General features: G+C 60.9%; 23 protein-coding genes, 3 tRNA genes and 1 riboswitch. All 26 genes read left to right on the top strand.

The genetic code is table 11. The features are described from left to right. Positions 1-99 precede the first annotated feature (99 nt). The 26 genes from H8S45_RS09960 to H8S45_RS09835 all read left to right on the top strand — a co-directional run bounded on the left by H8S45_RS09960 (position 100) and on the right by H8S45_RS09835 (position 22,349). Positions 100-1,170: a D-alanine--D-alanine ligase family protein gene (locus tag H8S45_RS09960; RefSeq protein ID WP_054327018.1), complete on the top strand. Its 1,071-nt coding sequence runs from the start codon at positions 100-102 to the stop codon at positions 1,168-1,170. Then, a complete protein-coding gene (gene murI / locus H8S45_RS09955; RefSeq protein ID WP_054327017.1) occupies positions 1,163-1,957 on the top strand; it encodes a glutamate racemase in 795 nt (264 codons plus the stop codon). Before H8S45_RS09960 ends, murI begins: the two co-directional genes overlap by 8 nt. 52 nt (positions 1,958-2,009) lie before the next feature. Further along, positions 2,010-2,441 carry a DUF1934 domain-containing protein gene (locus H8S45_RS09950; protein WP_159068162.1) on the top strand — a complete coding sequence of 144 codons (432 nt, stop codon included), beginning with the start codon at positions 2,010-2,012 and terminating at the stop codon, positions 2,439-2,441. Positions 2,442-2,469: 28 nt separating this feature from the next. Further along, entirely contained in the window at positions 2,470-4,167 is a 1,698-nt protein-coding gene (gene argS / locus H8S45_RS09945; RefSeq protein WP_186950007.1) for an arginine--tRNA ligase, read from the top strand. Between the two features lie 45 nt (positions 4,168-4,212). Continuing rightward, the gene (locus H8S45_RS09940) at positions 4,213-5,697 is read left to right on the top strand and encodes a S41 family peptidase (RefSeq protein ID WP_161804717.1); all 1,485 of its coding nucleotides are present in this window, start codon (positions 4,213-4,215) and stop codon (positions 5,695-5,697) included. Positions 5,698-5,728: 31 nt separating this feature from the next. Further along, a complete protein-coding gene (locus H8S45_RS09935; RefSeq protein WP_054327014.1) occupies positions 5,729-6,769 on the top strand; it encodes a hypothetical protein in 1,041 nt (346 codons plus the stop codon). A 75-nt stretch (positions 6,770-6,844) separates the two neighbouring features. Further along, entirely contained in the window at positions 6,845-7,807 is a 963-nt protein-coding gene (gene prmA, locus H8S45_RS09930) for a 50S ribosomal protein L11 methyltransferase (RefSeq protein ID WP_107631591.1), read from the top strand. 66 nt (positions 7,808-7,873) lie between these two features. Further along, positions 7,874-8,599, top strand: coding sequence for a 16S rRNA (uracil(1498)-N(3))-methyltransferase (locus H8S45_RS09925; RefSeq protein ID WP_147573732.1), 726 nt, complete (start codon positions 7,874-7,876; stop codon positions 8,597-8,599). Positions 8,600-8,624: 25 nt separating this feature from the next. Further along, entirely contained in the window at positions 8,625-9,407 is a 783-nt protein-coding gene (locus tag H8S45_RS09920; RefSeq protein ID WP_186950005.1) for a hypothetical protein, read from the top strand. 69 nt (positions 9,408-9,476) lie between these two features. Then, positions 9,477-10,256, top strand: coding sequence for a transglutaminase domain-containing protein (locus tag H8S45_RS09915; protein WP_054327009.1), 780 nt, complete (start codon positions 9,477-9,479; stop codon positions 10,254-10,256). Between the two features lie 91 nt (positions 10,257-10,347). Next, positions 10,348-10,424 (top strand) — tRNA-Met (locus H8S45_RS09910). An 8-nt stretch (positions 10,425-10,432) separates the two neighbouring features. Then, a tRNA-Glu gene (locus tag H8S45_RS09905) sits at positions 10,433-10,507 on the top strand. A gap of 3 nt (positions 10,508-10,510) precedes the next feature. Next, positions 10,511-10,586: transfer RNA gene (locus H8S45_RS09900), tRNA-Val, on the top strand. Positions 10,587-10,667: 81 nt separating this feature from the next. Next, positions 10,668-11,585 carry a magnesium transporter CorA family protein gene (locus H8S45_RS09895; protein ID WP_107631592.1) on the top strand — a complete coding sequence of 306 codons (918 nt, stop codon included), beginning with the start codon at positions 10,668-10,670 and terminating at the stop codon, positions 11,583-11,585. 349 nt (positions 11,586-11,934) lie between these two features. Continuing rightward, entirely contained in the window at positions 11,935-12,780 is an 846-nt protein-coding gene (locus H8S45_RS09890) for a transporter substrate-binding domain-containing protein (RefSeq protein ID WP_054327007.1), read from the top strand. A 28-nt stretch (positions 12,781-12,808) separates the two neighbouring features. Further along, the gene (locus tag H8S45_RS09885) at positions 12,809-13,561 is read left to right on the top strand and encodes an amino acid ABC transporter permease (protein WP_107631593.1); all 753 of its coding nucleotides are present in this window, start codon (positions 12,809-12,811) and stop codon (positions 13,559-13,561) included. 109 nt (positions 13,562-13,670) lie between these two features. After that, a complete protein-coding gene (locus H8S45_RS09880) occupies positions 13,671-14,462 on the top strand; it encodes an amino acid ABC transporter ATP-binding protein (protein ID WP_054327056.1) in 792 nt (263 codons plus the stop codon). 65 nt (positions 14,463-14,527) lie between these two features. Beyond that, positions 14,528-15,412, top strand: coding sequence for a YitT family protein (locus tag H8S45_RS09875; RefSeq protein ID WP_054327006.1), 885 nt, complete (start codon positions 14,528-14,530; stop codon positions 15,410-15,412). Positions 15,413-15,530: 118 nt separating this feature from the next. Next, positions 15,531-16,319 carry a cobalt ECF transporter T component CbiQ gene (gene cbiQ / locus H8S45_RS09870; RefSeq protein ID WP_054327005.1) on the top strand — a complete coding sequence of 263 codons (789 nt, stop codon included), beginning with the start codon at positions 15,531-15,533 and terminating at the stop codon, positions 16,317-16,319. A gap of 12 nt (positions 16,320-16,331) precedes the next feature. Further along, a complete protein-coding gene (locus H8S45_RS09865; RefSeq protein WP_054327004.1) occupies positions 16,332-17,165 on the top strand; it encodes an energy-coupling factor ABC transporter ATP-binding protein in 834 nt (277 codons plus the stop codon). A 73-nt stretch (positions 17,166-17,238) separates the two neighbouring features. Further along, a riboswitch (cobalamin riboswitch) is annotated at positions 17,239-17,432 on the top strand. Between the two features lie 155 nt (positions 17,433-17,587). Then, entirely contained in the window at positions 17,588-18,331 is a 744-nt protein-coding gene (locus tag H8S45_RS09860) for an energy-coupling factor ABC transporter permease (protein ID WP_054327003.1), read from the top strand. Between the two features lie 3 nt (positions 18,332-18,334). Next, complete coding sequence (locus H8S45_RS09855; protein ID WP_054327002.1) at positions 18,335-18,667, top strand: energy-coupling factor ABC transporter substrate-binding protein; 333 nt, start codon at positions 18,335-18,337, stop codon at positions 18,665-18,667. Positions 18,668-18,749: 82 nt separating this feature from the next. Beyond that, positions 18,750-19,886: a cobalt-precorrin-5B (C(1))-methyltransferase CbiD gene (gene cbiD, locus H8S45_RS09850; RefSeq protein WP_054327001.1), complete on the top strand. Its 1,137-nt coding sequence runs from the start codon at positions 18,750-18,752 to the stop codon at positions 19,884-19,886. After that, on the top strand, positions 19,883-20,575 hold the full coding sequence (gene cobI, locus H8S45_RS09845) for a precorrin-2 C(20)-methyltransferase (RefSeq protein ID WP_147573734.1): 693 nt from the start codon (positions 19,883-19,885) through the stop codon (positions 20,573-20,575). Before cbiD ends, cobI begins: the two co-directional genes overlap by 4 nt. Then, positions 20,572-21,327 carry a precorrin-4 C(11)-methyltransferase gene (gene cobM / locus H8S45_RS09840; protein ID WP_054326999.1) on the top strand — a complete coding sequence of 252 codons (756 nt, stop codon included), beginning with the start codon at positions 20,572-20,574 and terminating at the stop codon, positions 21,325-21,327. Before cobI ends, cobM begins: the two co-directional genes overlap by 4 nt. After that, complete coding sequence (locus H8S45_RS09835; RefSeq protein ID WP_107631598.1) at positions 21,324-22,349, top strand: cobalt-precorrin 5A hydrolase; 1,026 nt, start codon at positions 21,324-21,326, stop codon at positions 22,347-22,349. Before cobM ends, H8S45_RS09835 begins: the two co-directional genes overlap by 4 nt. Positions 22,350-22,360: the final 11 nt, after the last annotated feature.

Here is a 22,360-nt window from a genome sequence, read left to right as displayed (position 1 = left end):
CGCATAGTTTTTCATTGTATTTATGCGCTATATGGCGTATAATGTTATCCGTATACGAATGAAAAGAAGTAAAGAGCAAGAAGGGGCGAATTCCATAAAATGAAATTGGCGGTATTGTTCGGCGGTATTTCAAGCGAGCATGAGATATCCTGCCTGTCCGCGGCGTCCATCCTGCGCAATCTGGACAGGACGAAATACGAAATCTACGCGGTCGGCATCACGCGCGACGGGGCATGGCGCTACTGCCCGACTTGCGATGTCGAGCGGATCGAGAACGGCTCGTGGGAGCGCATGGCGGATCTGGTGCCGGCGCTGCTCCCGCCCGACCGCGGCGTGCATGGCCTGGTTCTCCTGCGGGAGGGCGCGGCCGAAACCGTCCGGCTGGACTGCGTATTTCCGGTCCTGCACGGCGCGGGCGGCGAGGACGGCACGGTCCAGGGCCTTCTGGAGCTGGCGGGCATCCCCTATGTGGGCTGTGGCGTCGCGGCAAGCGCGAATTCCATGGATAAATCCATCACCAAGGTGCTGGTGGAGACCGCGGGTGTGCGGCAGGCGAAATACTATCTGGCGCTGCGCCATGACTTTGAGCGGGGCGCCGAGGGCGTGGTCCGCGCAGCGGCCGAACAGCTCGGTTCGTTCCCTGTGTTCGTCAAGCCCTGTTCCCAGGGGTCGTCCGTGGGCGTGGCCAAGGCGAACAACATGCTCGAGCTGGCAGCGGGGCTGACCGAGGCGTTTGCGCTGGACGACAAGGTGCTGGTCGAGGAGTTTATCGACGGGCATGAGGTCGAGTGCGCGGTGCTTGGCAACCGCGAGCCGGTCGCTTCCACGGTCGGCGAGATCGCGCCGACCCAGGAATTTTATACGTTTGACGCAAAATATAAGGATGAAAGCTCCAAGCTGTACATTCCGGCGCATATCACCGAGCGGCAGATCGAAACCGTGCGGCGCAACGCGCTGCGCGTGTATCGGGCGCTGGGCTGCCGCGGCTTGGCCCGCGTGGACTTTTTTGTCACCCATGCGGATGGGGAGGTCGTGTTCAACGAGCTGAATTCCATCCCGGGCTTTACCTCGATCAGCATGTACCCCAAGCTGTTCGATTATGAGGGCGTGCGGTATCCAGAGCTGCTCGACCGGCTGATCTCTTTCGCGTGGGAGGAGCGCCATGGATAACCGGGCCATCGGCGTGTTCGACTCCGGCTTGGGCGGGCTGACCGCGGTGCGCCGCCTGCAGGAGATCATGCCGCAGGAGCGGATCATCTATTTTGGGGACACCGGCCGTGTGCCGTACGGTACGCGCGGCCGCGATATTATCATCAAATACGCGCGGCAGGATGTTGCTTTCCTCCGGCAGTTCGACCTGAAGGCGATCATCGTCGCCTGCAATACGGTTTCTTCGGTTGCGCTCGACCTGCTCGGCGAGGAAAACGATATCCCAATCATCGGCACGGTCGAGCCTGCGTGCCGCCGCGCGCTGCGGGAAACAAAAAACGGGCGCATCGGTGTGATCGGCACGGTGGCGACCGTGCGGTCGGGCGCGTATGAGCGCCGCCTGACCGCGGAGCGTTCCCCGCTCGCGCTGACGGTGTGCGCATGTCCGCTGTTCGTGCCGCTGGTGGAAAACGGTCGTGTGTCGCGCGGCGACATCGTGATCGAAACGGTCGTGCGCGAATACTTAACGCCGCTGCGGGAGGCGGGCGTGGATACGCTGATCCTGGGCTGCACGCATTACCCACTGCTGGCGGATGTGATTGGGGACTTCATGCAAGGAGTGACGCTGATCGACTCCGGCGCGGAAGCGGCGAATGCCGCGCGCACGCAGGTTGAGCAGGGCGCAGGACCGGGGGGTACGCAGTATTTCGTTTCGGACGACCCGCAGGGCTTTACCCAGCTTGCCGGCCTATTTTTGCAGCAGCCGGCCGCAGGGGAGGCGGAGCTTGTCGAGATTTCACGGTACTGACCGGATAGTTCAGCGCCGGCGGTGCGCCGCCGGACGGAAAATGGGGAATGATATGAAGAAGGATGTTTGGCTGTCGATCTGCTCCACGCAGCAGTTTGCGGACTGCGAGGAGGAACAGATCGACCTGGTCACGGCGGCCACGCTGTATGAGCGCGGCGGCAAATATTACATCGCCTATGAGGAGAGCGAGCTGACCGGACTGGAAGGGACGCGGACCACCGTCAAGCTGGATGGAAAGACGGTTTCGCTCATCCGGACGGGGACCTACCCCTCTCATATGCTGTTCTCCGAGGATGAGCGGCATATCGGGCTGTATCAGACACCGGTCGGTACGGAAATGGCGATTGCGACGCATACCTCCCACATCCGCAACACGGTGGGTGAAAACGGCGGCGAGCTGGTGATTGATTATACGATAGAGGTGGATCATTCGGTCATGGGGGAGCATCATTTTGAAATGATCGTTTCCACAACGCCGGCATAAGGACGAAAAAGTAACGGAGAGTGAATAAATGAACGCATATGAATTTGCACGCGCCGAGGCGACGCGGGTCGTCGAGGCGGCTTACCACAAGGCGGTCGCCGCAGGCGTTTTGCCGGAAGGCGACATCCCGCCCGTTGCGGTGGAAACGCCCAAGGACGCCGCGAACGGCGACTGGGCTTCCACGTTCGCCATGCAGTGCGCTAAGCCGCTGCGCACGGCGCCGCGCAAGATCGCGGAGACGATTGTGGAAAACCTCGACCTGGCGGACAGCTGCTTTGACACGGTGGAGATCGCCGGCCCGGGCTTCATGAATTTTACGCTGAACCAGGGTTGGTATGAAAAGGCGGTCAAAAACGTGTTCGAGATGGGCGCGGACTACGGCCGCACCCAGACCCCTGCGCCGGAAAAGGTGATGGTGGAGTTCGTATCCGCCAACCCCACCGGCCCGATGCACATGGGCAACGCGCGCGGCGGCGTGCTGGGCGACTGCCTGGCCGCTGTGCTGGACTGGTCGGGCAACACCGTGACCCGCGAGTTCTACATCAACGACGCGGGCAACCAGGTGGATAAGTTTGCCCACTCGGTCGAGGGCCGCTACATCCAAGAGGTGCGCGGCGAGGACGCGATCGAATTCGACCCGTCCTGGTACCAGGGTGACGATATCAAAGCGCTCGCGCACGACCTGGTCGGGCAGTACGGCGACAGCCTGCTGGACAAGACTCCCGAGGAGCGCTTCGCCATCATCGAGGGCTACGGCCTGCCCACCAACATTGCGCGCATGGAGCGCGACCTGGGCCGCTATAAGATCAATTACGACGTATGGTTCCGCGAGAGCGAGCTGCATGAGAGCGGCTACGTCAAGGAAACCATAGATATACTGACCGAGAAGGGTGCGACCTACGAAACCACGGACGGCGCGCTTTGGCTGCGCTCGACCGACTTCGGCTGCGATAAGGACGACGTGCTGCGCCGTGCGAACGGGTTTTACACCTATTTCGCGGCGGATATCGCCTACCACCGCAACAAGTTTGAAAAGCGCGGCTTCGACCGCGTCATCAATATCTGGGGCGCGGATCACCACGGCCACGTCAAGCGTCTGCAGTGTGCGCTGGACGCGCTCGGTCTGGACGGCTCGCACCGCCTGGAGATCGTGCTCATGCAGCTCGTGCGCATGATGCAGGGCGGCGAGGTCGTGCGCATGTCGAAGCGCACGGGCAAAAGCCTGACCCTGACCGACCTGCTCGATGAGATTCCTGTGGACGCGGCGCGGTTCTTCTTCAATTCCCGCGCGGCCGAAACCCAGATGGAGTTCGACCTGGACCTTGCGGTCAAGCAGGATTCGGACAACCCGCTGTATTATGTGCAGTACGCGCACGCGCGCATCTGCTCGGTCATCAAAAACTGCGTGGAGGGCGGCGTACCCATGCCGGATACGGCGGCCGTCGATCTGTCCGTACTGACCGGCGCGGACGAGCGCCAGCTCGTCAAGGCGATCGCGCTGCTGCCCGAGGAGATCGCGCAGGCGGCGCAGAGCCGCGACCCCTCGCGCCTGAACAAGTACGCGGTGGCGCTCGCGCAGCAGTTCCACCACTTCTATAATGCGTGCCGCATCAAGTGCGAGGATGAAAAGCTGTGCGCGGCGCGCCTGGCGCTGTGCCTGGCGGCGCGGCAGGCGATTGCGAACACGCTCGGCCTGATCGGCGTGGAAGCGCCCGAAACGATGTGACCCGACTGCCGCATGCGCGCGCAGGACACGGAAATGGAGAAGCAAATGAAAAAATTCGTAAAAAGGCTGGTGTCGCTCGCCCTGGCGGGCGCGCTGCTGGTCGTGCCGGCGGGTGCGGTGACGCAGGATGGGGAAAGCGAGACCTGGTTTGACGGGGTGTGGGCGCTGATCGACGCGTTCGGCCTGAAGGCGGAGAACGACCCCTATATTCTGCAAAATTATATCAATAAATACTTGGAAGAGCATCCAGAGGAGCTGTACCATGTCGTCAACGATATTCTGTCCCTGCTGGATACCCATTCCATGTACCTGTCGAGCGAGGAGTACACGCAGGGCTTTTCGACTCTGGAGGGCTTTATCGGCATCGGCGTGGGCCTGCAGGAGACTGCGGGCGGCGTGCAGATCGGCGAGGTGCTGCGGTATTCCGCGGCTGAGGAGGCCGGCCTGGAGATCGGCGACCTGATTGTCCGGATCGACGGGGAGGACGCGTCCGGCCTGACCAGCGCCGAGGCGGCCGAGCGGCTGCGCGGCGAGGAGGGTACGCGCGTTTCGCTCACCGTGCGCCGTCAGGGACGCGAGATCGAGGTCGACTGCGTGCGCCGTCAGGTCAACCAGGTTTATGTTTCGAGCAAAACCATGGCCGACGGCGTGGAATACATCAAGGTCAGCGCGATCGGGTCGCAAAACGACTGGGCCGCCTTCTCCGAGATCTGGGAGGGGCTGGATGAGAAAAACACCCGCGCGGTCATCCTCGACCTGCGCGGCAACGGCGGCGGCGTGATCGATATCGCGCTCAGGATGGCCGATGCCATGACGCAGGAGGCGGAGGTCTATCTGGCGGGCGTGCGCTGGCGCAGCGATATGGGCGGTCTGGAACAGACGTTCTCCACGGGCGGCGGTCTGCCGCTCAACCAGATTATCGTGCTGGTGGACGGCGGCACGGCCTCGGCGGCCGAGTTGCTCGCGGGCAGCCTGCAGGACACCGGTGCCGCGCTCCTGATCGGGGAAAAGACCTACGGCAAGGGGCAGGGGCAGTACCATTTCCCGCTGGTCAACGGCGACAAGCTGGTGATCACCACGCTTGAGCTTGAGTTGCCAAAGCAGGGCTGCTACGAGGGCGTCGGCCTGACGCCGGATATCCAGATCGGCAACCGAGAGGTTACGGTCAACGGCGCCGGCCTGTCCCCGCTGGACACCACCAGGACCCTGCGCTTCGGCGACCAGTCGGACGATGTGTACGCCATGACCGAACGCCTCGCACTGCTCGGGCTGATCGACGAGGCGACCAGCACCTTTGACGGGGACGTGCTGGACGCGGTGGCCGCGTTTTGCGAGAGCTATGAACTGGCGCCCGACCTGTATGCCTCGCCTGAGCTGCTGCAGGCGCTGGACGGGGCGATGCAGACGCTGGATGGGCAGACCTTTGTGCTGGACCAGCAGCTGCAGACCGCTTTGGAGCTGTGCAAGCTGGCGGCGGAAGAGCCGCAACAATATACCGCGCTGCCCGACGGCAGCTGGAAGAAAAACTGAGTTACCGTCTTTCTTGGGAGGAAGATAGATTTTGGACATTCCTTTGTGCCAGAACAGCCATAAACCGCAGCTCATGCTGACAGGACCGGAGGCGCTGCCGCTTTACCGGTCGCGTCCGGAATGCTTCGCCGGCGCGCTCGCGCCCGATGGGACGACCTGTGCGAAGTGGGCGGAGGCGCTCGACGGCCTGCCGGTCGGGCTGCCGCTCGATTGCCCGCCCGTGCCGGACAGGGAAACGTGTGAGCGCCCGCTCACGATGCGCTACATCAGCCTGTGCAAGCAGGCGTTCCGGCCTTTGCTGCATGACGGCGCCGCGTTTTATTACCTGCGGGGGGCGCAGACGTTCGCTGCTCTGCGCGCGGCCGTGCTGGCGCTGGGCGACCTGACCGGCCGCACGGTGATTGCCGAGCTGCTGATCGAGGACGACGAAGGGCATATGGTGGATGGCACGGACGTACGCGCGGCGGTCGGCGTGCTGCAGCGCATCGGTGTGACCACTGTTATCCTGACCGCGCACGAGCCGGAATCCATCACGGAGGCGCTGGATATGGCCGCACCGTATGCGCGGCTCTCGCTTGGCGTATCCGTACATTCTGCATGGCTGCGCGCCCAGACCACGCTGTACAATACGGAGGTATTCCTGCCGGTCGAGCATGACGACGAGGCGCGTCTGTTGCAGGCGATCGACGCGCATACCGGCGGGCGGTTGGTGCCGCGCGACCACGATGACTTCATCTTGGCGCCGGATGGCACGAACGTACACTTTATCGACCCGACGATCGATATTTCGGATGAGATCGAATGCGGGCCGCGCCTGGAGGAAGCGCTGCTGGACGCGGAAGAGGACGCGGGCGCGTTCAAGCTGGTGCTGGAATGCGAGGATGATGTGATCGCGCTGGAGAAGTATCAGTATATGATCGCGCGGCCGCTTTGCCTGTGCGCGGAATCCGCGGACCTGCTCGAGCAGGGGCTGCGCGTATACGCAGGGCTGGCCCTGTACGACGGCACCTGGGAGCAGCCGGAGGACGTCCTGCATTATCTGGAACAGAAGTACGGCCTGATACGGCTATAAGGGGCAAAAGCCCGCTGTATCTGCGCCGCGCGTTTCATGCGCGGCATACGGAGAAAAATGACAGGGAGGCTTTGGATGGACTGGAAAGAAGTCACAATCTATACCACAACGGCCGGTATCGGGCCGGTGGAAGCGCTCTTGGAGGAGCATGGCGTGGAAGGCTATGTGCTGGAGGACGCTGCGGATTTTGAGGAATTTTTGAAGGATACCGAGATATACTGGGATTATGTAGACGAGGATCTGGTGCGCGAAAAGCGCGCGCAGGAGACCTGCCTGAAAATATACCTGCCGGACAGCGGCGAGGGCGCGAAGCAGTACGCCGGCATCCGCGCATCGCTCGAAAGCCTGAAGGCGCGGGATGAAGCGCACGCCTGGGGCCGCCTGTGTACGGAAACCGCGCTGACCCGTCAGGAGGACTGGGAATGGGGCTGGAAGCAGTATTTCAAGCCCTTTCCGGTCGGCGGGAGCTTTCTCATCAAGCCCTCGTGGGAGAGGGTGGACGACGCGCAGGGGCGCCGTATTCTGGAAATCGATCCGGCTTCGAGCTTCGGCACGGGCAGCCATGACACGACCCAGCTCTGCATGGCCGCGCTGGAGCGGTACGTCAGGCCCGGGGACGCGCTGCTCGATATGGGGACCGGCTCGGGCATTCTGGCCATCGCGGCCGCGATGCTGGGCGCGGATGTGCGGACGGTGGTCGATATTGATGAAAACTGCCTGAAAACCGCGCGGGAGAACGCGGAAAAGAACCATGTCTCAATCGGCCGCGGCCTCTGCGGCGACGCACTGCGCGACGCGGGTCTTGCGGAGGAGATCGGCGCGGGCTACCGGATTATCGTGGCGAATATCGTGGCGGACGTGATCATCGGCATGGCGCCGATGTTTGCGGGCAAGCTCGCGGCGGGCGGCGTGCTGATCTGCTCGGGTATCCTGAACGAACGCGCGTCCGAAGTGGCCGCGGCGCTGGAACAAACCGGCTTTGTGATTTTATCGCGGGAGGAAAGCAAGGATTGGAGCGCTTTTGCCGCGAAAAAATGATTCACGGAATGTTCACTTGCCAAACGGCGGTTTTTTTGTTAGAATAGGAAAGGTTATTTGATTACCATGCCAAGATTCTTTGTTGACCGGCAGCCGGAAAACGGCCTGCTGGTTCTGCGGGGCGAGGATGCGCACCACGCGGGGCGCGTGCTGCGGCTGCGGCAGGGCGAGGCGCTCACGCTATGCGACGGCGAAGGGATAGACTATGACTGCACGGTGGAGCAGATCGAAAAAGACGCGGTTCTGTGCCGTGTGCGGGACCGCCATCCGGCGGCGACCGAGCCAGGGCAGCGGCTGACGCTGTTTATGGCGCTGCCCAAGGGCGATAAAATGGAATTTATCGTGCAGAAGGCGGTCGAGCTGGGTGTGAGCGAGATCGTACCCTACCTTTCACAGAACTGTGTCTCGCGGCCGGACAAGACCGAAAAAAAGGTGGAGCGCTGGCAGAAGATCGCCACGGAGGCCGCCAAGCAGTGCGGAAGAGGACGGCTGCCCCGCGTGCGCGCGGTGGTAACAGTGGAGCAGGCGGTCGCACAGGCGGCGGAGAGCGAGACTGCGCTGTTCTTTTATGAAAATGAGAAAAAGACCGGCCTGCGGGACGCGCTCGCGGACGGTGTTGGCAGGACCGTATCGCTGATGATCGGACCGGAGGGGGGCTTCACCTTGGAAGAGGCCGAGGCCGCCGTCAGGGCGGGGCTGAGAAGCGTATCGCTCGGCACGCGAATCCTGCGGTGTGAAACCGCGCCGGTTGCGGCGCTGGCCGCCGTTTTATATGCGGGCGGCAATATGTGAGTACAAAAAAGAGGGAGTGTAAGCATTGGCCAAAAGCAATGTGGGCAAAAAGCCAATCAGTGAGGAAGAATACACAACAAATAAGGTGTTAACCGTGTTCAGCATCTGCCTGCTCGGCGTTCTGGTGCTGATGGTGCTGCAGCGCCTGCTCAATTACGGAAGTACGGTCATGGCAGGGTTCCTGATGATCAAGATCCTGCTGGGAATCGGCATCGTTGGGGCGCTGTGGGGCATCTGGCTGCTGGCACGCGAGCTTTCAGGCAAACGCTCCGGTGCACGCCGGCTGATTTGCGGGCACAATGTGCTGATTGTGAGCATTGTGATCATCCTTTCCATGTCGGTCATCAACTATCTGGGCATCCAGCCGATCAAGGTGCTTTATGTGGTGCTTCCGGTGCTGGCGGTATATTATCTGGTATATCATTCCTACGCGCCGGAATTTTTCCTGATCGCGGTGGATTCGGGCGTCGCGCTTGGACTGATGTGGGTGGTACACCGTGCGCTCGCTTCGTCCAATTTTGGTTCGCTGGCCTATGTGGCGCTCGGCGCTATGGCCGTGCTGACGGTGATCCAGTTGATCTGCGTCTGGTCGCTGCACGGGAAAAAGGGCAAATTCAAGTTCCGCGGCGAGACGGTTGATTCGCAGTTCAGCCGCAATGCGTACACTATGCTCACGGTGACTCCACTGCTGATGACCGTTTTGGTGGCGGTTACCTTGTTCGTTCCCGCCTGCATGCTGGTTGCGCTGGGCGTGGGCGCGGCATATCTGTTCATTACAGCGGTATACTATACCGTTAAGCTGATGTGATTTTATATCCGGAATAAATTGCGGACGGCTGGGCCGTCCGCTTTATTTTCTGGAAAGGGGGCGCGCAAATTGACACGTTTCGGTAAGCTGCTGGCAGGCGCTGCGCTGTTTTGCGGTATCGCAGGCACGCTGCTGTATCCGCGGCTTTCCGCGCCGCGGGTGCAGAGCCCGTTCGAGGCAGCGGCGCTGCTGGAGCAGGCGGTCAGGGACGGCGGAGAGAGCGTGACGTTCCGCACGGAGGAGATCGACCTGGATGCGGTGTACAGTGCGCTGGAGGCGCGGTATCCCTATGCGTTTGCGCTGCACGCGACCACGCGTCCTAACCAGACGATCGAACTGCGGGTTGAGCTTTCGCGCCCCGCACGGCAGGAGCAGGCCTGGTCGTACGCAAGGGCGCTGGCGGCGGAAACGGTGGACAGCGGCATGTCTGAGGAGCAGAAGCTGCGCGCCCTGCACGACGCCCTGGTTCGGTTATGTCAATATGATACGGATACAGCGGGTAAAGCGGCGCCTGACGGCGCGGCAGCGCCTTTTGCAGCGGACGGTGCATTACTCGACCATAAGGCTGTATGTGCGGGCTATGGCCGCGCATACGGTATGCTGTGCGAAGCCGCTGGGCTACGTGCGGTCTATATCGCCTCGGAGGAGATGAATCATGGATGGAATGCGGTCCGGCTGGACGGGGAAACCTATTATATTGACTGCACCTTTGATGATCCTGTGCCGGATCGGGGAGAATATGTGTCCGATCAGTATTTCCTGCTGACGGCAGAGGAGCTTTCCAACACACACCAATGGGACAGGACGTTTTATGAGCAGGTGTTGGATGGTCTGGAAAAAGAAAGTTGAGGAAAAAAGCAAAAAACACTTGACAATACGACATATTTGCAATATAATATTTATCGTCGCCAACGAACGGGCGACGCAGGGAAAAGCATATGGCGGTATAGCTTAGTTGGCTAGAGCGTTCGGTTCATACCCGAAAGGTCATTGGTTCAAGTCCAATTACCGCTACCATTTCCCTTGGCCCGTTGGTCAAGCGGTTAAGACACCGCCCTTTCACGGCGGTAACGCGGGTTCGAGTCCCGCACGGGTCACCATATGGAAGTTTAGCTCAGCTGGGAGAGCATCTGCCTTACAAGCAGAGGGTCAGCGGTTCGATCCCGTTAACTTCCACCACTATAAAACCTGAGCCGTATGGCTCAGGTTTTTTTGTTTCAGGTAGGCCCATGGAAATAAGACAGCAGAGGAGGGGATGGGATGTCCTGCTATTACCGGATGGAAGAGAGGGTGCGCCTTTTGGGAAAGGAGCCGCCTGAGGTTTGGGAGAATATACTGGCCGTCATCCCGCACGAGGAGCTGTCTGTCGCGCCGCTGCCAATGGGGCTGCGCCCCCCGCCGCATATTATGCGCGGCAAGGAACAGCGGTACTGCCGTATTACTTTTGAAGCAGGCCAGGTTGCCGGCTTCTTCCATGTGCCGGCGCACACCAGACAGGCTACGCATAACTGTGCGTTCACTTGGTGCGGCAGCAATGTGTTGCTGGTCGCCTATGATGATTTTGTGCAGGTGTGCCTGCACAGGGTAGGCCAGTTGAGCGCACACAAAAACGCTGGCTCCGCAGATTTTATTGTAGATTTCCTGTCTGTTCTGATACAGGACGAGCTTCCCCATATTCAGCGGCTGGAAGAGAGCCTTTCCAGTCTGGAGCAGGATGTGCTTCAGGGGAAAGTCAGCCGTTTCATCCACCAAATGAGCGCTCTGCGGCAGGAGCTTAACCGCTTCAACCGTTACTATGCACAGCTCAACGATATGGCGGATTCGGTTTTGGAGAATGTGCCGGAATGGTTTGACTCAACCAGCCTGCAGCGCTTGGGATATTTTGCGCGCAGGGTGGACAGCCTGCGGGATGAAACGCAGATGCTGCGCGAGTATGCCAGCCAGATCAGTACGGAATATCAGGCGCAGATCGATATTGCACAGAACCGGATTATGAAAACGCTGACGATCGTCACAACGGTTTTCCTTCCTTTATCACTGATTGCAGGGTGGTATGGGATGAATTTTGCCTATATGCCGGAGCTGCACTGGACATTTGGCTATCCGGCTGTAATTCTGTTGAGCGCGGTGGTTGTTTGTATCTGTCTGTATTTTTTTAAACGTCGTCATTTTTGGTAAATCAATGGAAATGAAAAGCAGCAGACCGGTTTGCGGTCTGCTGCTTTTTTGACAGAAAGGTGTTTTAAGCGATGCGTCTGCCGTGTTGGCGGCTGTCCACAAAACAAAGCCGGAAGGTACATATGAAACCGTGTAAGTCTATTGTCAAGGAAAAATATAGAGGGATTTTGCGGTGCTGGGAGTTGGAGGCGCGCAGCGGCATTAAAACGGAATGAAAATTAAAGCTGCGCTGTTAATGCGGGATTAAGTTATGCAAACAATGGTTGCAATTTCAAAATCGCGGCTTAAAATATAGGTATTCGTAGAGGCGGACGCCTGTATGAAATAAATAACGAGAGAAGAATGACTTATGATAAGAAAAAAGCTTGTAGCCACGTTCCTTACCGCAACGCTGTGTACCAGTCTGCTGGCCGGCTGCGGCGGGGGCAACGAAGCCTCGGACACAGCGGACAGCAGTGTACTCCGCGTAGGGTTTGAGGGTATGACCGTGCCGACAAACTGGACGCAGGATACGGATGCGCACGGCGCGATCCAGATAACGGGGACGGAGCAGTACCTGTGCGGCTTTGAGGTGGACCTTATGAAACGTGTCTGCGAGGAAGCTGGCCTGACGCTGGAGCCGTATAAATATGAATGGGATGGCCTGATGATGGCGGTGCAGTCCAACAAGGTGGACTGCGCGATCTCCATGATTACCCCGACGGAAGAGCGCCGCGCACAAATGGATTTCACAGAGCCATATTATTCGCCTGATCTGGTGATGGTCGTTAAAAAAGACAGCCCGTATGCTTCGGCAAAGTCGCTCGACGAACTGTCCGGCATCAAGGCGACGTCGATGCTCAATACCTTGTGGTATGATGTAATTGACCAGATTCCCAGTGCCTCCAAGGAGGCGGCCATGGAGAGCGTGCCGGTGCTGGTGGTTGCGGTCAACGCGGGTACGGTGGACGGGATACTGCTCGACCGTCCGACTGCGGAGGGTACGCTGATCTCCAATCCGGAATTAGCAATTGTCGAGCTGGACGAGGAGAGCGGGTTTGAGGTGCCGGCTGAGCAGCTCGATGTCGCGATCGCCGTAACCAAGGGTAATGAAGAACTGGTCGGTAAACTGAATGACGCGCTGGAAAAGATCACCGATGAGGAGAAAAACAAGATGATGGACGCGGCCTGTCAGAACCAGCCGCTGAACCAGTGACCAAACGGAAAGGCGGCTTTTACTTACCATGGACATAGGTAGTATGGACTTCTTTGAAAGGGTTCTGTATTTTATCCAGAATTATGGATCTTCGTTTTTGGAGGGCGCGGAAATTGCCGCGTTTCTCGCGGTAGCGGGAACGGCGCTCGGTTGCCTGATTGGCTTTCTGGCCGGCGCGGTTTCCGCTCTTGAAATCGAACCGGATGATAGTACTCTGCGCAAAGCAGTGCTGCGCGTCGCGCGCGCAGTGATTGCGTTTTACGTCTGGCTGTTTCGCGGTACGCCGATGATGGTGCAGGCCATGGTTATTTTTTACGGCTCAGCCTATTTCGGCGCGGATATGGACCCTGTCACCTGCGGCCTGTTTATCGTTTCGATCAATACAGGCGCTTACATGGCTGAGACGGTGCGCGGTGGCATTCAGTCGATTGATCCGGGGCAGAACGAGGGCGCGGAAGCCATTGGCATGACGCGCGGTCAGACGATGCGTCTGGTCATCCTGCCGCAGGCATTCCGCAATGTGGTGCCGCAGATTGGAAACTACCTGATCAGTAATGTCAAGGACACCTCGGTGCTGAGTGTAATCACGGTCGGTGAGCTGTTTTATGTGGGCCGATCGGTTGCCGGACAGTTTTTTACCTATTTTGAAGTGTTTACCGTGATCTGTATGATCTATCTGGTGCTGACAACGGTAACGACTGCGCTGGTGCGCTTGGTGGAGAAACGCCTGGCGGGTCCCAAAGATTATGTTCTGGAAGAAGCGGAGGAGACGCCGGCATGACAGGTGCTGTCCGCGGCTATGATCCGTATGAAAGATTTAAGTTGAAACGAGAAAAGGAGCTGCATGAAACATGGAGGTTACCCGAACTATGCCCTTGAACCGCCATACGATGGCACTGTCTGCAAAGAGTGTGGATGCCGTGAAAGGGCGTGCCGGCGTAAAGACGGATACTGTCCTGCGTATCGAACATTTGAGCAAGAATTTCGGTTCGCATATCGTATTGCGGGACATTGATTTTTCGGTTCGTTCGGGAGAGGTCGTCTGCATCATCGGCGCTTCCGGATCGGGGAAGTCAACGATGCTGCGCTGTATCAACCATTTGGAAACACCAACGTCCGGCGAGATTACCTATGAGGGGAAAGCGGTCGGCGGCGTGCATTTTGACCTGTCGCAATATCGCGCCAAGGTCGGCATGGTGTTCCAGTCGTTTAACCTGTTCAACAATATGACGGTTTTGCAGAACTGCATGGCGGGACCGGTGCATGTGCTGCACAAAAAGAAAGCGGAGGCGAAACAGGACGCTCTGTTTTACCTGAAAAAGGTAGGTATGGCACCGTATATCAACGCGCGCCCCTCACAGCTTTCGGGCGGCCAGAAGCAGCGCGTTGCGATCGCCCGTGCGCTGGCCATGCACCCGAAAATGCTGCTGTTCGATGAACCGACGAGCGCGCTCGACCCGCAGATGGTGGGCGAGGTGCTGGCGGTCATGCGTCAGCTTGCAAAAGAGGGCATGACCATGGTTGTGGTTACGCATGAGATGCAATTTGCGCGCGAGGTTTCCAACCGGACCGTATTTATGTGCGATGGCGTGATCGCGGAAAGCGGCACGCCGGAGCAGATCTTCGAGCATCCGCAGAACCCGAAAACACAGCAGTTCCTCAGCCGCTTCCAGGCAAGCTGAGGCTGGAAGGCGCGGCACGGAAAGGGCCGCGCCTTGCTTTGCGCAGACAGAAAGGAGAGATAAAAATGGAGCTTCGGACCCGTCTGGCAGAATATATGTCCTTGCGCTCTCTGGGACTGATTTTTGCAGGTACGTTTTTATTTTCGTTTGGCATGAACGTATTTATCACCCCGTTGGGACTGTTCAGCGGCGGTTTTCTGGGCATTGCACAGCTGGTGCGGGCATTTCTGGTTAATGTGCTGGGGCTCAGCCTTGGAAGCGCGGATATAGCGGGCATCCTGTATTTCTTGATGAGCGTCCCGCTGCTGATACTGGCGTACAGCCAGCTGGGAAGGCCGTTTTTTATCAAAACGCTGGTCTGTACCGGACTGTACAGCTTTTTCCTGACCGTGATCACGGGGCCAGAGCAGCCGATTTTTTCGGATACGCTGACCTCCTGTATCGTTGGAGGGCTGGTTGCGGGCGTTGGCGCAGGGCTTACGCTGGTTTCGGGCGGCTGCGGCGGTGGGGAGGAAATATTGTGCGTGTATCTGGCGCAGAAAAACCCGTCATTCAGCGTGGGACGTGTATGTATCCTGATTAACGTGCTCGTATTCGGCTGCTGCGCGGTATTCTTCAATCTGCCTGCGGCGATCTATTCGGTTATCTATTCCGTGACCGCCAACCTGACGCTTGACAGGGTGCATTTCCAGCGTATTACGATGGATGTCATGATTATCACCAAGCTGGATAATATGGAACAGCTGGTATTTGATACGGTGCAGCGCGGTGTGACAAGGCTGCATGGAGAGGGCGGCTATACTCGGGAATCGACCAATGTGCTGCTGACGGTAGTATCCAAGGACGAGGCATTTGCACTTAAACGTGCGGTGCGCAAACGCGATCCGGATGCTTTCATCATTGTACATGATGATATCGGCGTTGCAGGGAATTTCGAGATGCGTCTGTAAACAATCAAACAGGAGGCTGGTGCGGCAATGTGCCGCACCAGCCTTTCTGTGCTGTTGACAAATGGCGGGGTTGGCTCTACAATAAGCACAATATCGGACGGGAAAGGAGAGGGGGGATATGCGCCATAACGGACACGGCGTGCGCTCGGTCGATCATCTGGCATACTGCTCCGGCATGAACGACTGGAACCCTGGGTTCAAAGTCGTGCTGTCGCTGGGGACGCTGGCGATCTGTCTGGCGGCAGACCGCGCGGTGGTATCCCTTGCGGTGATCGCCGTGCTGGCGTGGCTGCAAAATGTCAGGGGCGGGGTGCGGCTGTCCGCCTATATCGGACTTTTACGGGCGCCGCTGGTCTTCCTGTTGCTGGGCGGGCTGGCGGTGGCGTGCGATATTTCCCGCGTGCCGGCCGGTGACTGGAGCCTGCCGTTGCCCGGGTTTTATCTCTGTACCGACTGGGACCGCGCGCGCTTTGCGTGCGGCCTGGTTCTCAAAGCGCTTGGCGCGGTGAGCGCCATGTATCTGCTCGCGCTCACGACAACGGCCTGCGAGCTGGTGTCGGTGCTGCATCGGGTCCGTTTGCCTAGCCTGCTGACCGAGCTGATGTATCTGACCTACCGGTTTATTTTTGTGCTGCTGGATACATATGGCCGTATGTATGACGCGGCGGCGGCACGACTGGGCTGGCGGGATTTCCGCACCTCCTGCCGCTCGTTCGGCGGCACGGCGGCCAACCTGCTCGTCGTGGCGCTGCGGCGGTCGAGGAATTATTCGAATGCGATGGCGGCGCGAGGCTATGACGGCGCGCTGCACTTTTTGGAAGAGAAAAAGCCCCTGCGGCGCGCGCAGGTGGCTTGGACGCTGGTATTCTGGACAGCGCTGCTGGCCATGCGGCTGGCGGCAGGATAGAAAGGAGCCGCGATGCGGGAAATCGTTTTTCGGGCAAAGGACCTGTATTTTTCCTACGACGGGAAAAAGAACGCGCTCGATGGCGCTTCGCTCGACCTGTACGCGGGGGAGCGGCTGGCGGTTTTGGGGGCCAACGGAGCGGGAAAGTCAACGTTTTTCCTGTGTCTGAACGGCGTGCTGACGCCCGACCGCGGCACGATGCTGCTGGATGGGGAACTGATCGGGAAAAAGGAGCGCGGGCGGCTGTGTCGACGGGCGGGCATTGTGTTTCAGAACGCGGACGACCAGATCATTGCGTCCACCGTTGCGGCCGAGGTTTCGTTCGGCCCGATGAACCTGCGGCTGCCGGAGGCGGAGGTTGCCTGCCGCGTGGAGCACGCGCTCGACTACATGGAGCTGCAGCCGTTCCGCGCCCGTCCGCCACACGAGCTGTCTGGAGGGGAGAAAAAACGCGTGACGATCGCGGACATCCTGGCGATGGAAAATGACATCCTGCTGTTCGACGAGCCGGGTGCGTCGCTCGATCCGGCGGGAGAGGAGCGGTTGGAGGCTGTGCTGGACCGCCTGCATGCGGACGGCAGAACGCTGGTCATTTCCACACATGATATGGATTTCGCCTACCGCTGGGCGGACCGGATCGCAGTGTTCTGTGCGGGCCGCGTTTTGGCGGCGGGCGCACCGGAGACGGTGTTTCGGGATACGCGCCTGATGGCGCGCACGCATCTGCGCCCCCCGCTGCTGCTGGATGTGTTCGACCGACTGGCGGCGCGCGGCTTTGTGCCGGCGGGTGCCGCCTGCCCCAAAACGCCGGATGGGCTGGAGGCTCTGCTCGGTAGAGAAAAATAGCAAAGCCGCCGGCGCGGCCTTGAACAGCGCGCGCGGCTATGCTATAATACAACCAGCTTCTTCCGGCCGGATCGCGGTACGGATACAAAAAGGTGCCTGCCATTTCTCCGGCAGGATAATAGGGAAAGAGGTGTGATTCCTCTGCGGTCCCGCCGCTGTAAGGGCAGAGTCCGCCGCCAGACGAGAGCCACTGGGTCATCCCGGGAAGGCCGGCAGAACGGATGATGACGCCCAAGCCAGAATACCTGCCCTTTTGGATGGAAGCGCATAGCGGTTACGAGTGATAGCCGGTGTGCGGAAAGCCTGCTTTTACCAAGGGGGAAGTGGGCGTTCGATGCCGGTCCGATGCGTGGGAAGCATTTGGATGCGGTGTTTTTTTTACGGCGGCCCCAACGGGGCCGGTCAGGAAAGGAGAAAATAAAATGACAGGTAAACAACGAAAGCTGGTTCGTATCACGGCATGCGCGGCATTGCTCGGCTGCGTTCTGCCCACCGCGGGCGCCATGCATATCATGGAGGGTTTTCTGCCGCCGGCGATGTGCGTTCTCTGGGGCGTGGCCGCGCTGCCCTTCCTGCTGGCAGGGTACTTTTCCCTCCAGCGGGCGGTCGTGCGCGACCGGCGCTCGGTCACGCTGATCGCAATGGCGGGGGCGTTTATTTTTGTGATCTCGTCGCTGAAGATCCCGTCGGTCACCGGCTCCTGCTCGCATATGACGGGTACTGGTCTGGGCGCGATTCTGTTCGGCCCAAGCGCGGTGTCCATTCTTGGCGTGATCGTGCTGCTGTTTCAGGCCATTCTGCTGGCGCACGGCGGCTTGACGACGCTGGGGGCGAATACCTTTTCCATGGCGGTCGCGGGGCCGTTTGTTTCGTTCGGCATATACAAGCTGTGTCAGAAGCTGAGAGTTAATAAAATGGTATCGGTTTTTCTGGCGGCAGCACTGGGTGACCTGCTCACCTACTGCGTGACCAGCCTGCAGCTCGCGGTGGCGTACCCGTCTGTCGTGGGTGGCGTTTCAGGCTCGGCGGTGGAGTTTCTGGGGGTTTTTGCGCCGACGCAGCTTCCGCTCGCCATCCTGGAGGGTGTGCTGACCGTGGCCGTCATGATTATGCTGGAATCCTATGCGCGTCCAGAACTGTGTGCCGTCGGCTTTGAGGAGGGATAAGGAATGACCAGAAAAAACAAATCGTTACTGATTGTCCTGCTCCTGCTGTGTGTGGTGCTGGTTGTCGGTCCCGTGTTCGCGCTGCGCGGCGCGGAGTTCGGCGGCTCGGATGACGCGGGGAGTATCAAGGTGGCGGAGATCACGGGCGAGGATTATGAGCCGTGGTTCACACCGGTGTTTGAGCAGTTGCTCGGTGGTGAACTGCCGGGCGAGCTGGAAAGCCTGCTGTTCTGCGTGCAAACCGGCATAGGCGTGGGTGTGATCGCCTTTTTCCTTGGCCGGTTCGTGGAGCGGAAGAAGCAGGAGACCGCGCGCGGACAGGAAAAAGAAAAATAAAAGGAGAGCAGAGCGGGAGAAATGGACCGCTCTGCTTTTCTTACCTTTCATCAAGGATGCTTTGCGGAAAGGAGGGCCGTCTGTGCGGGGAAATACCATAGCGTACAGCGGCGGGCAGGCGTTGCGGCGCGGCTGGACGACCGGCTCCTGCGCAGCGGCGGCCGCGCAGGCGGCTGCGCTGCTGCTGCTGACAGGGCAGGCGCCCGCTGTGATCCGGCTGGAAACGCCGGGGGGAGTGTTGTTTTCCCTGCCGGTAGAGGGGCCGCATCTGGAAGGTGGCGCGGCGGTCTGCACGGTGCGCAAGGACGCGGGCGACGACCCTGACGTTACCAATGGCGTGCGTATTTCAGCGGCGGTGCGCCGCGCGGCTGGCGGTGTCACGATTGACGGCGGCGCGGGCGTGGGACGGGTGACAAAGCCCGGCCTTTCCGTGCCGGTGGGCGAGGCGGCGATCAACCCGGGGCCGCGCGCGCAGATCGCGGCGGCGGTCGCCCGAGCCGCGCGGGAAGCGGGTTATGCGGGCGGCTTTTCGGTTATCCTTTCTGCAGAAAACGGCGCGGCGCTGGCAGAACAGACCTACAACAGGCATCTGGGCGTGGTGGGTGGCATCTCCATTCTGGGTACGAGCGGCATCGTGGAACCCATGAGCGAAAAGGCGCTGGTCGATACCATCCGGCTTGAGCTGGACAGCCTGTACGCGCAGGGACAGCGCATCGCGTTCCTGTGTCCGGGAAACTACGGCGCGGATTTCGCGCGGGACACGCTGGGCCTGGAGCTGGGGCGCGCGGTCAAATGCTCAAATTTTATCGGGGAGGCGCTCGACCACGCGGTTTACCGCGGCTATCCGGATATCCTGCTGGTCGGCCATGCGGGAAAGCTGGTCAAGCTGGCGGCCGGAGGGATGAACACCCACTCCTCGGTCGCGGACGGGCGGCAGGAGATCTTCACCGCGCACGCGGCGCTGTGCGGGGCGGGACAGGATACGCTCGCGGCGCTGATGGAGGCGGTCTCGGTGGATGCGTGCGTTGCGGCGCTGGACAAGGCCGGCCTGCGAGAGCCGGTGCTCGCCCGCATTGGAAAAGCGATGGAGGAACGGCTCGCGCGTCGGCTGAAACAGCGGGCGCATGGGGCGTTTATCATGTTTACAGGACAGTACGGCGTGCTGGCGGAATCGCCGGACGCGCGGCGCCTGTGCGGGAAGCTGAGGGAGGATGTATGAGCAAAGGAAAGCTGTACGGCGTGGGTGTGGGGCCGGGGAACCCCGAACTGCTGACTGTCAAAGCGGTGCGCGTGATTCAGGAAAGCGACGTGGTGGCTGTGCCGCGGGCGGGTGCGGGCGAGCAGGCCGCGCTGGCGATCGCGGCAGAGTATATCGGGGACAAGCCGGTGCTTCACTGCGATATGCCGATGACGCGCGACCGCGCGGCTCGGGACGCCAGCCATGATCGTGCCGCGGACACCATCTGCGCTTTGCTGGATGAGGGAAAAACGGTTGCGTTCCTCACCTTGGGCGACCCGTCTGTGTACTCAACCTGCTGGTATGTCCACCGGCGCGTCGCCGCGCGGGGGTACGCGGTGGAAATGGTACCCGGCGTCCCCTCGTTCTGTGCGGCGGCGGCCGCGCTCGGCCGCGCGCTGTGCGAGGACGACGAGATGCTGCACATCATTCCCGCGTCGCACGGCGCGTTGGACGCGGCGCTCGACCTGCCGGGCGGCAAAGTGCTGATGAAGGCGGGAAAGGCTATACTCGAGGTGCGCGACAGGCTGGCCGCGCGCGGCGTGCTACAGAACGCCGCGCTCGTTGAGCGGTGCGGCATGAAAGGCGAACGCATCGTGTCCGAGCTGGATACGCTGGACGACCCGACCGGATATTTTTCCATTATTCTGGTCAAGGAGGATAAGGCATGATCTATTTTGTCGGCGCGGGCGCGGGCGCGCCCGACCTGATCACCGTGCGCGGCGCGCGCCTGCTGGGCGAGGCGGATGTCATCGTTTATGCCGGCTCGCTGGTCAACCCCGCGCTGCTGGACTATAAAAAGCGGGGCTGCGCGGTGTACGACAGCGCGAGGATGACGCTCGAGGAGGTAATCGCGGTGATGGCGCCCGCGGCGCGGGCGGGCCAGACCGTCGTGCGTCTGCACACGGGCGACCCGTGTGTGTACGGCGCGCACCGCGAGCAGATGGACGCGCTCGACCGCCTGGGGCTGGACTATGAAGTCTGCCCAGGCGTATCCTCGTTCTGCGGCGCGGCGGCGGCGCTCCGCGCCGAGTACACCCTGCCGAACGTCAGCCAGACGGTTATCCTGACCCGCATGGAAGGGCGCACGCCCGTGCCGGAAAGCGAGCGGATCGAAGCCCTTGCCGCGCATGGCGCGACCATGGTGGTTTTCCTATCGGCGGGGCAGCTCGAAAAGCTGTCCCAGCGGCTGCTCGCGGGCGGCTACGCGCCCGACACGCCGGCGGCGATCGTCTACAAGGCGACCTGGCCGGATGAGAGGATCGTCCACACCACGGTGGCGGGGCTGGCCGAGGCCGGCGCGCGCGCGGGCATCACCAAAACCGCGCTCATCACGGTCGGCGGCTTTCTGGGGGAGGAGTACGATCGCTCTCGGCTGTACGATCCGTCGTTCGCCACCGGCTTCCGCGAGGCGAGCCGATGAAGCACGCGAAGCTGGTGTCCTTTACCGCCGCCGGGGCGCAGACCGCGGCGCGGTGCGCGGCGTTCCTGCCGGATTTCCGCTGCGAGCGGTATGCCCGCACGGTAGACCTTTCGCTGTCCGGCACGAGCCTTGCGCGCTTTGCGCAGCAGGCGATGGTGGACTGCGACCTGATTGTATTCGTGGGCGCGGCGGGCATCGCGGTGCGCGCGGTCGCGCCGTATCTGATGGGAAAAGCGTACGATCCGGCGGTCATCGTGATCGACGAGGCGGGAAGGTTCGTCATCCCGCTCCTGTCCGGCCACCTCGGCGGTGCGAACGCGATAGCAGAGCGCCTGGCGGACGGCCTTGGCGCGCAGGCGGTCATCACCACCGCGACCGACGGGCGCGAGGTGTTCGCGGTGGATACCTGGGCCAGGGCGCACGGCTGTGTGGTGGTGGACCCGCAGCAAATTAAATATGTGTCCGGCGCGCTGCTGCGCGGCGAGACGGTGGGCGTGCGGTCGGATTTTCCGGTGGACGGGCGGCTGCCCGCGCACATCAGCCTGCAGGCCGACGCGGAGAGCGGCTTCGCGATCAGCTACGACACAAAGGCCGCGCCGTTCGCGCATACCCTGCACTTGGTACCGCGCCTTGTGCATATCGGCATCGGCTGCCGGCGGGGGACGCCCGTGGAACGGATCGAGGCGGCGGTGCGGGCGGCGCTGGGCGCGGCGGGCGTGCCGCGCGGCGCGGTATGCGGCGCGGCGAGCATCGACGTGAAACGGGACGAGCCGGGACTGCTGCTGTTCGGCGTACAGAACGGCCTGTCGCTTGCGTTCTTTTCCGCAGAAAAGCTGCGGCGGACGACGGGGGACTTTACCCCGTCCGCCTTTGTCGAGCAGGCCGTGGGTGTGGATAACGTGTGCGAGCGGGCGGCGGTGTGCGCGACAGGCGGCGGACGACTGCTGTGCCGCAAGACCGCGCGGGACGGCGTGGCTGTGGCGCTTGCGGAGCGGTCGTGGCGCGCGCGGTTTGACGGATAAGACGAGATGGG

Origin of the sequence: Agathobaculum faecis (genome assembly GCF_014287995.1) — a bacterium.
Taxonomy (GTDB): Bacteria; Bacillota; Clostridia; order Oscillospirales; family Butyricicoccaceae; genus Agathobaculum; species Agathobaculum ammoniilyticum.
This window is presented reverse-complemented; position numbering and strand designations above follow the sequence as displayed.

Bases quoted from the DNA above. Each gene is read 5' to 3' on its own strand.
- H8S45_RS09960 (WP_054327018.1), top strand. From the start codon at position 100: ATGAAATTGGCGGTATTGTTCGGCGGTATTTCAAGCGAGCATGAGATA.
- murI (WP_054327017.1), top strand. From the start codon at position 1,163: ATGGATAACCGGGCCATCGGCGTGTTCGACTCCGGCTTGGGCGGGCTG.
- H8S45_RS09950 (WP_159068162.1), top strand. From the start codon at position 2,010: ATGAAGAAGGATGTTTGGCTGTCGATCTGCTCCACGCAGCAGTTTGCG.
- argS (WP_186950007.1), top strand. From the start codon at position 2,470: ATGAACGCATATGAATTTGCACGCGCCGAGGCGACGCGGGTCGTCGAG.
- H8S45_RS09940 (WP_161804717.1), top strand. From the start codon at position 4,213: ATGAAAAAATTCGTAAAAAGGCTGGTGTCGCTCGCCCTGGCGGGCGCG.
- prmA (WP_107631591.1), top strand. From the start codon at position 6,845: ATGGACTGGAAAGAAGTCACAATCTATACCACAACGGCCGGTATCGGG.
- H8S45_RS09925 (WP_147573732.1), top strand. From the start codon at position 7,874: ATGCCAAGATTCTTTGTTGACCGGCAGCCGGAAAACGGCCTGCTGGTT.
- H8S45_RS09895 (WP_107631592.1), top strand. From the start codon at position 10,668: ATGTCCTGCTATTACCGGATGGAAGAGAGGGTGCGCCTTTTGGGAAAG.
- H8S45_RS09890 (WP_054327007.1), top strand. From the start codon at position 11,935: ATGATAAGAAAAAAGCTTGTAGCCACGTTCCTTACCGCAACGCTGTGT.
- H8S45_RS09885 (WP_107631593.1), top strand. From the start codon at position 12,809: ATGGACATAGGTAGTATGGACTTCTTTGAAAGGGTTCTGTATTTTATC.
- H8S45_RS09880 (WP_054327056.1), top strand. From the start codon at position 13,671: ATGGCACTGTCTGCAAAGAGTGTGGATGCCGTGAAAGGGCGTGCCGGC.
- H8S45_RS09875 (WP_054327006.1), top strand. From the start codon at position 14,528: ATGGAGCTTCGGACCCGTCTGGCAGAATATATGTCCTTGCGCTCTCTG.
- cbiQ (WP_054327005.1), top strand. From the start codon at position 15,531: ATGCGCCATAACGGACACGGCGTGCGCTCGGTCGATCATCTGGCATAC.
- H8S45_RS09865 (WP_054327004.1), top strand. From the start codon at position 16,332: ATGCGGGAAATCGTTTTTCGGGCAAAGGACCTGTATTTTTCCTACGAC.
- H8S45_RS09860 (WP_054327003.1), top strand. From the start codon at position 17,588: ATGACAGGTAAACAACGAAAGCTGGTTCGTATCACGGCATGCGCGGCA.
- H8S45_RS09855 (WP_054327002.1), top strand. From the start codon at position 18,335: ATGACCAGAAAAAACAAATCGTTACTGATTGTCCTGCTCCTGCTGTGT.
- cobI (WP_147573734.1), top strand. From the start codon at position 19,883: ATGAGCAAAGGAAAGCTGTACGGCGTGGGTGTGGGGCCGGGGAACCCC.
- cobM (WP_054326999.1), top strand. From the start codon at position 20,572: ATGATCTATTTTGTCGGCGCGGGCGCGGGCGCGCCCGACCTGATCACC.
- H8S45_RS09835 (WP_107631598.1), top strand. From the start codon at position 21,324: ATGAAGCACGCGAAGCTGGTGTCCTTTACCGCCGCCGGGGCGCAGACC.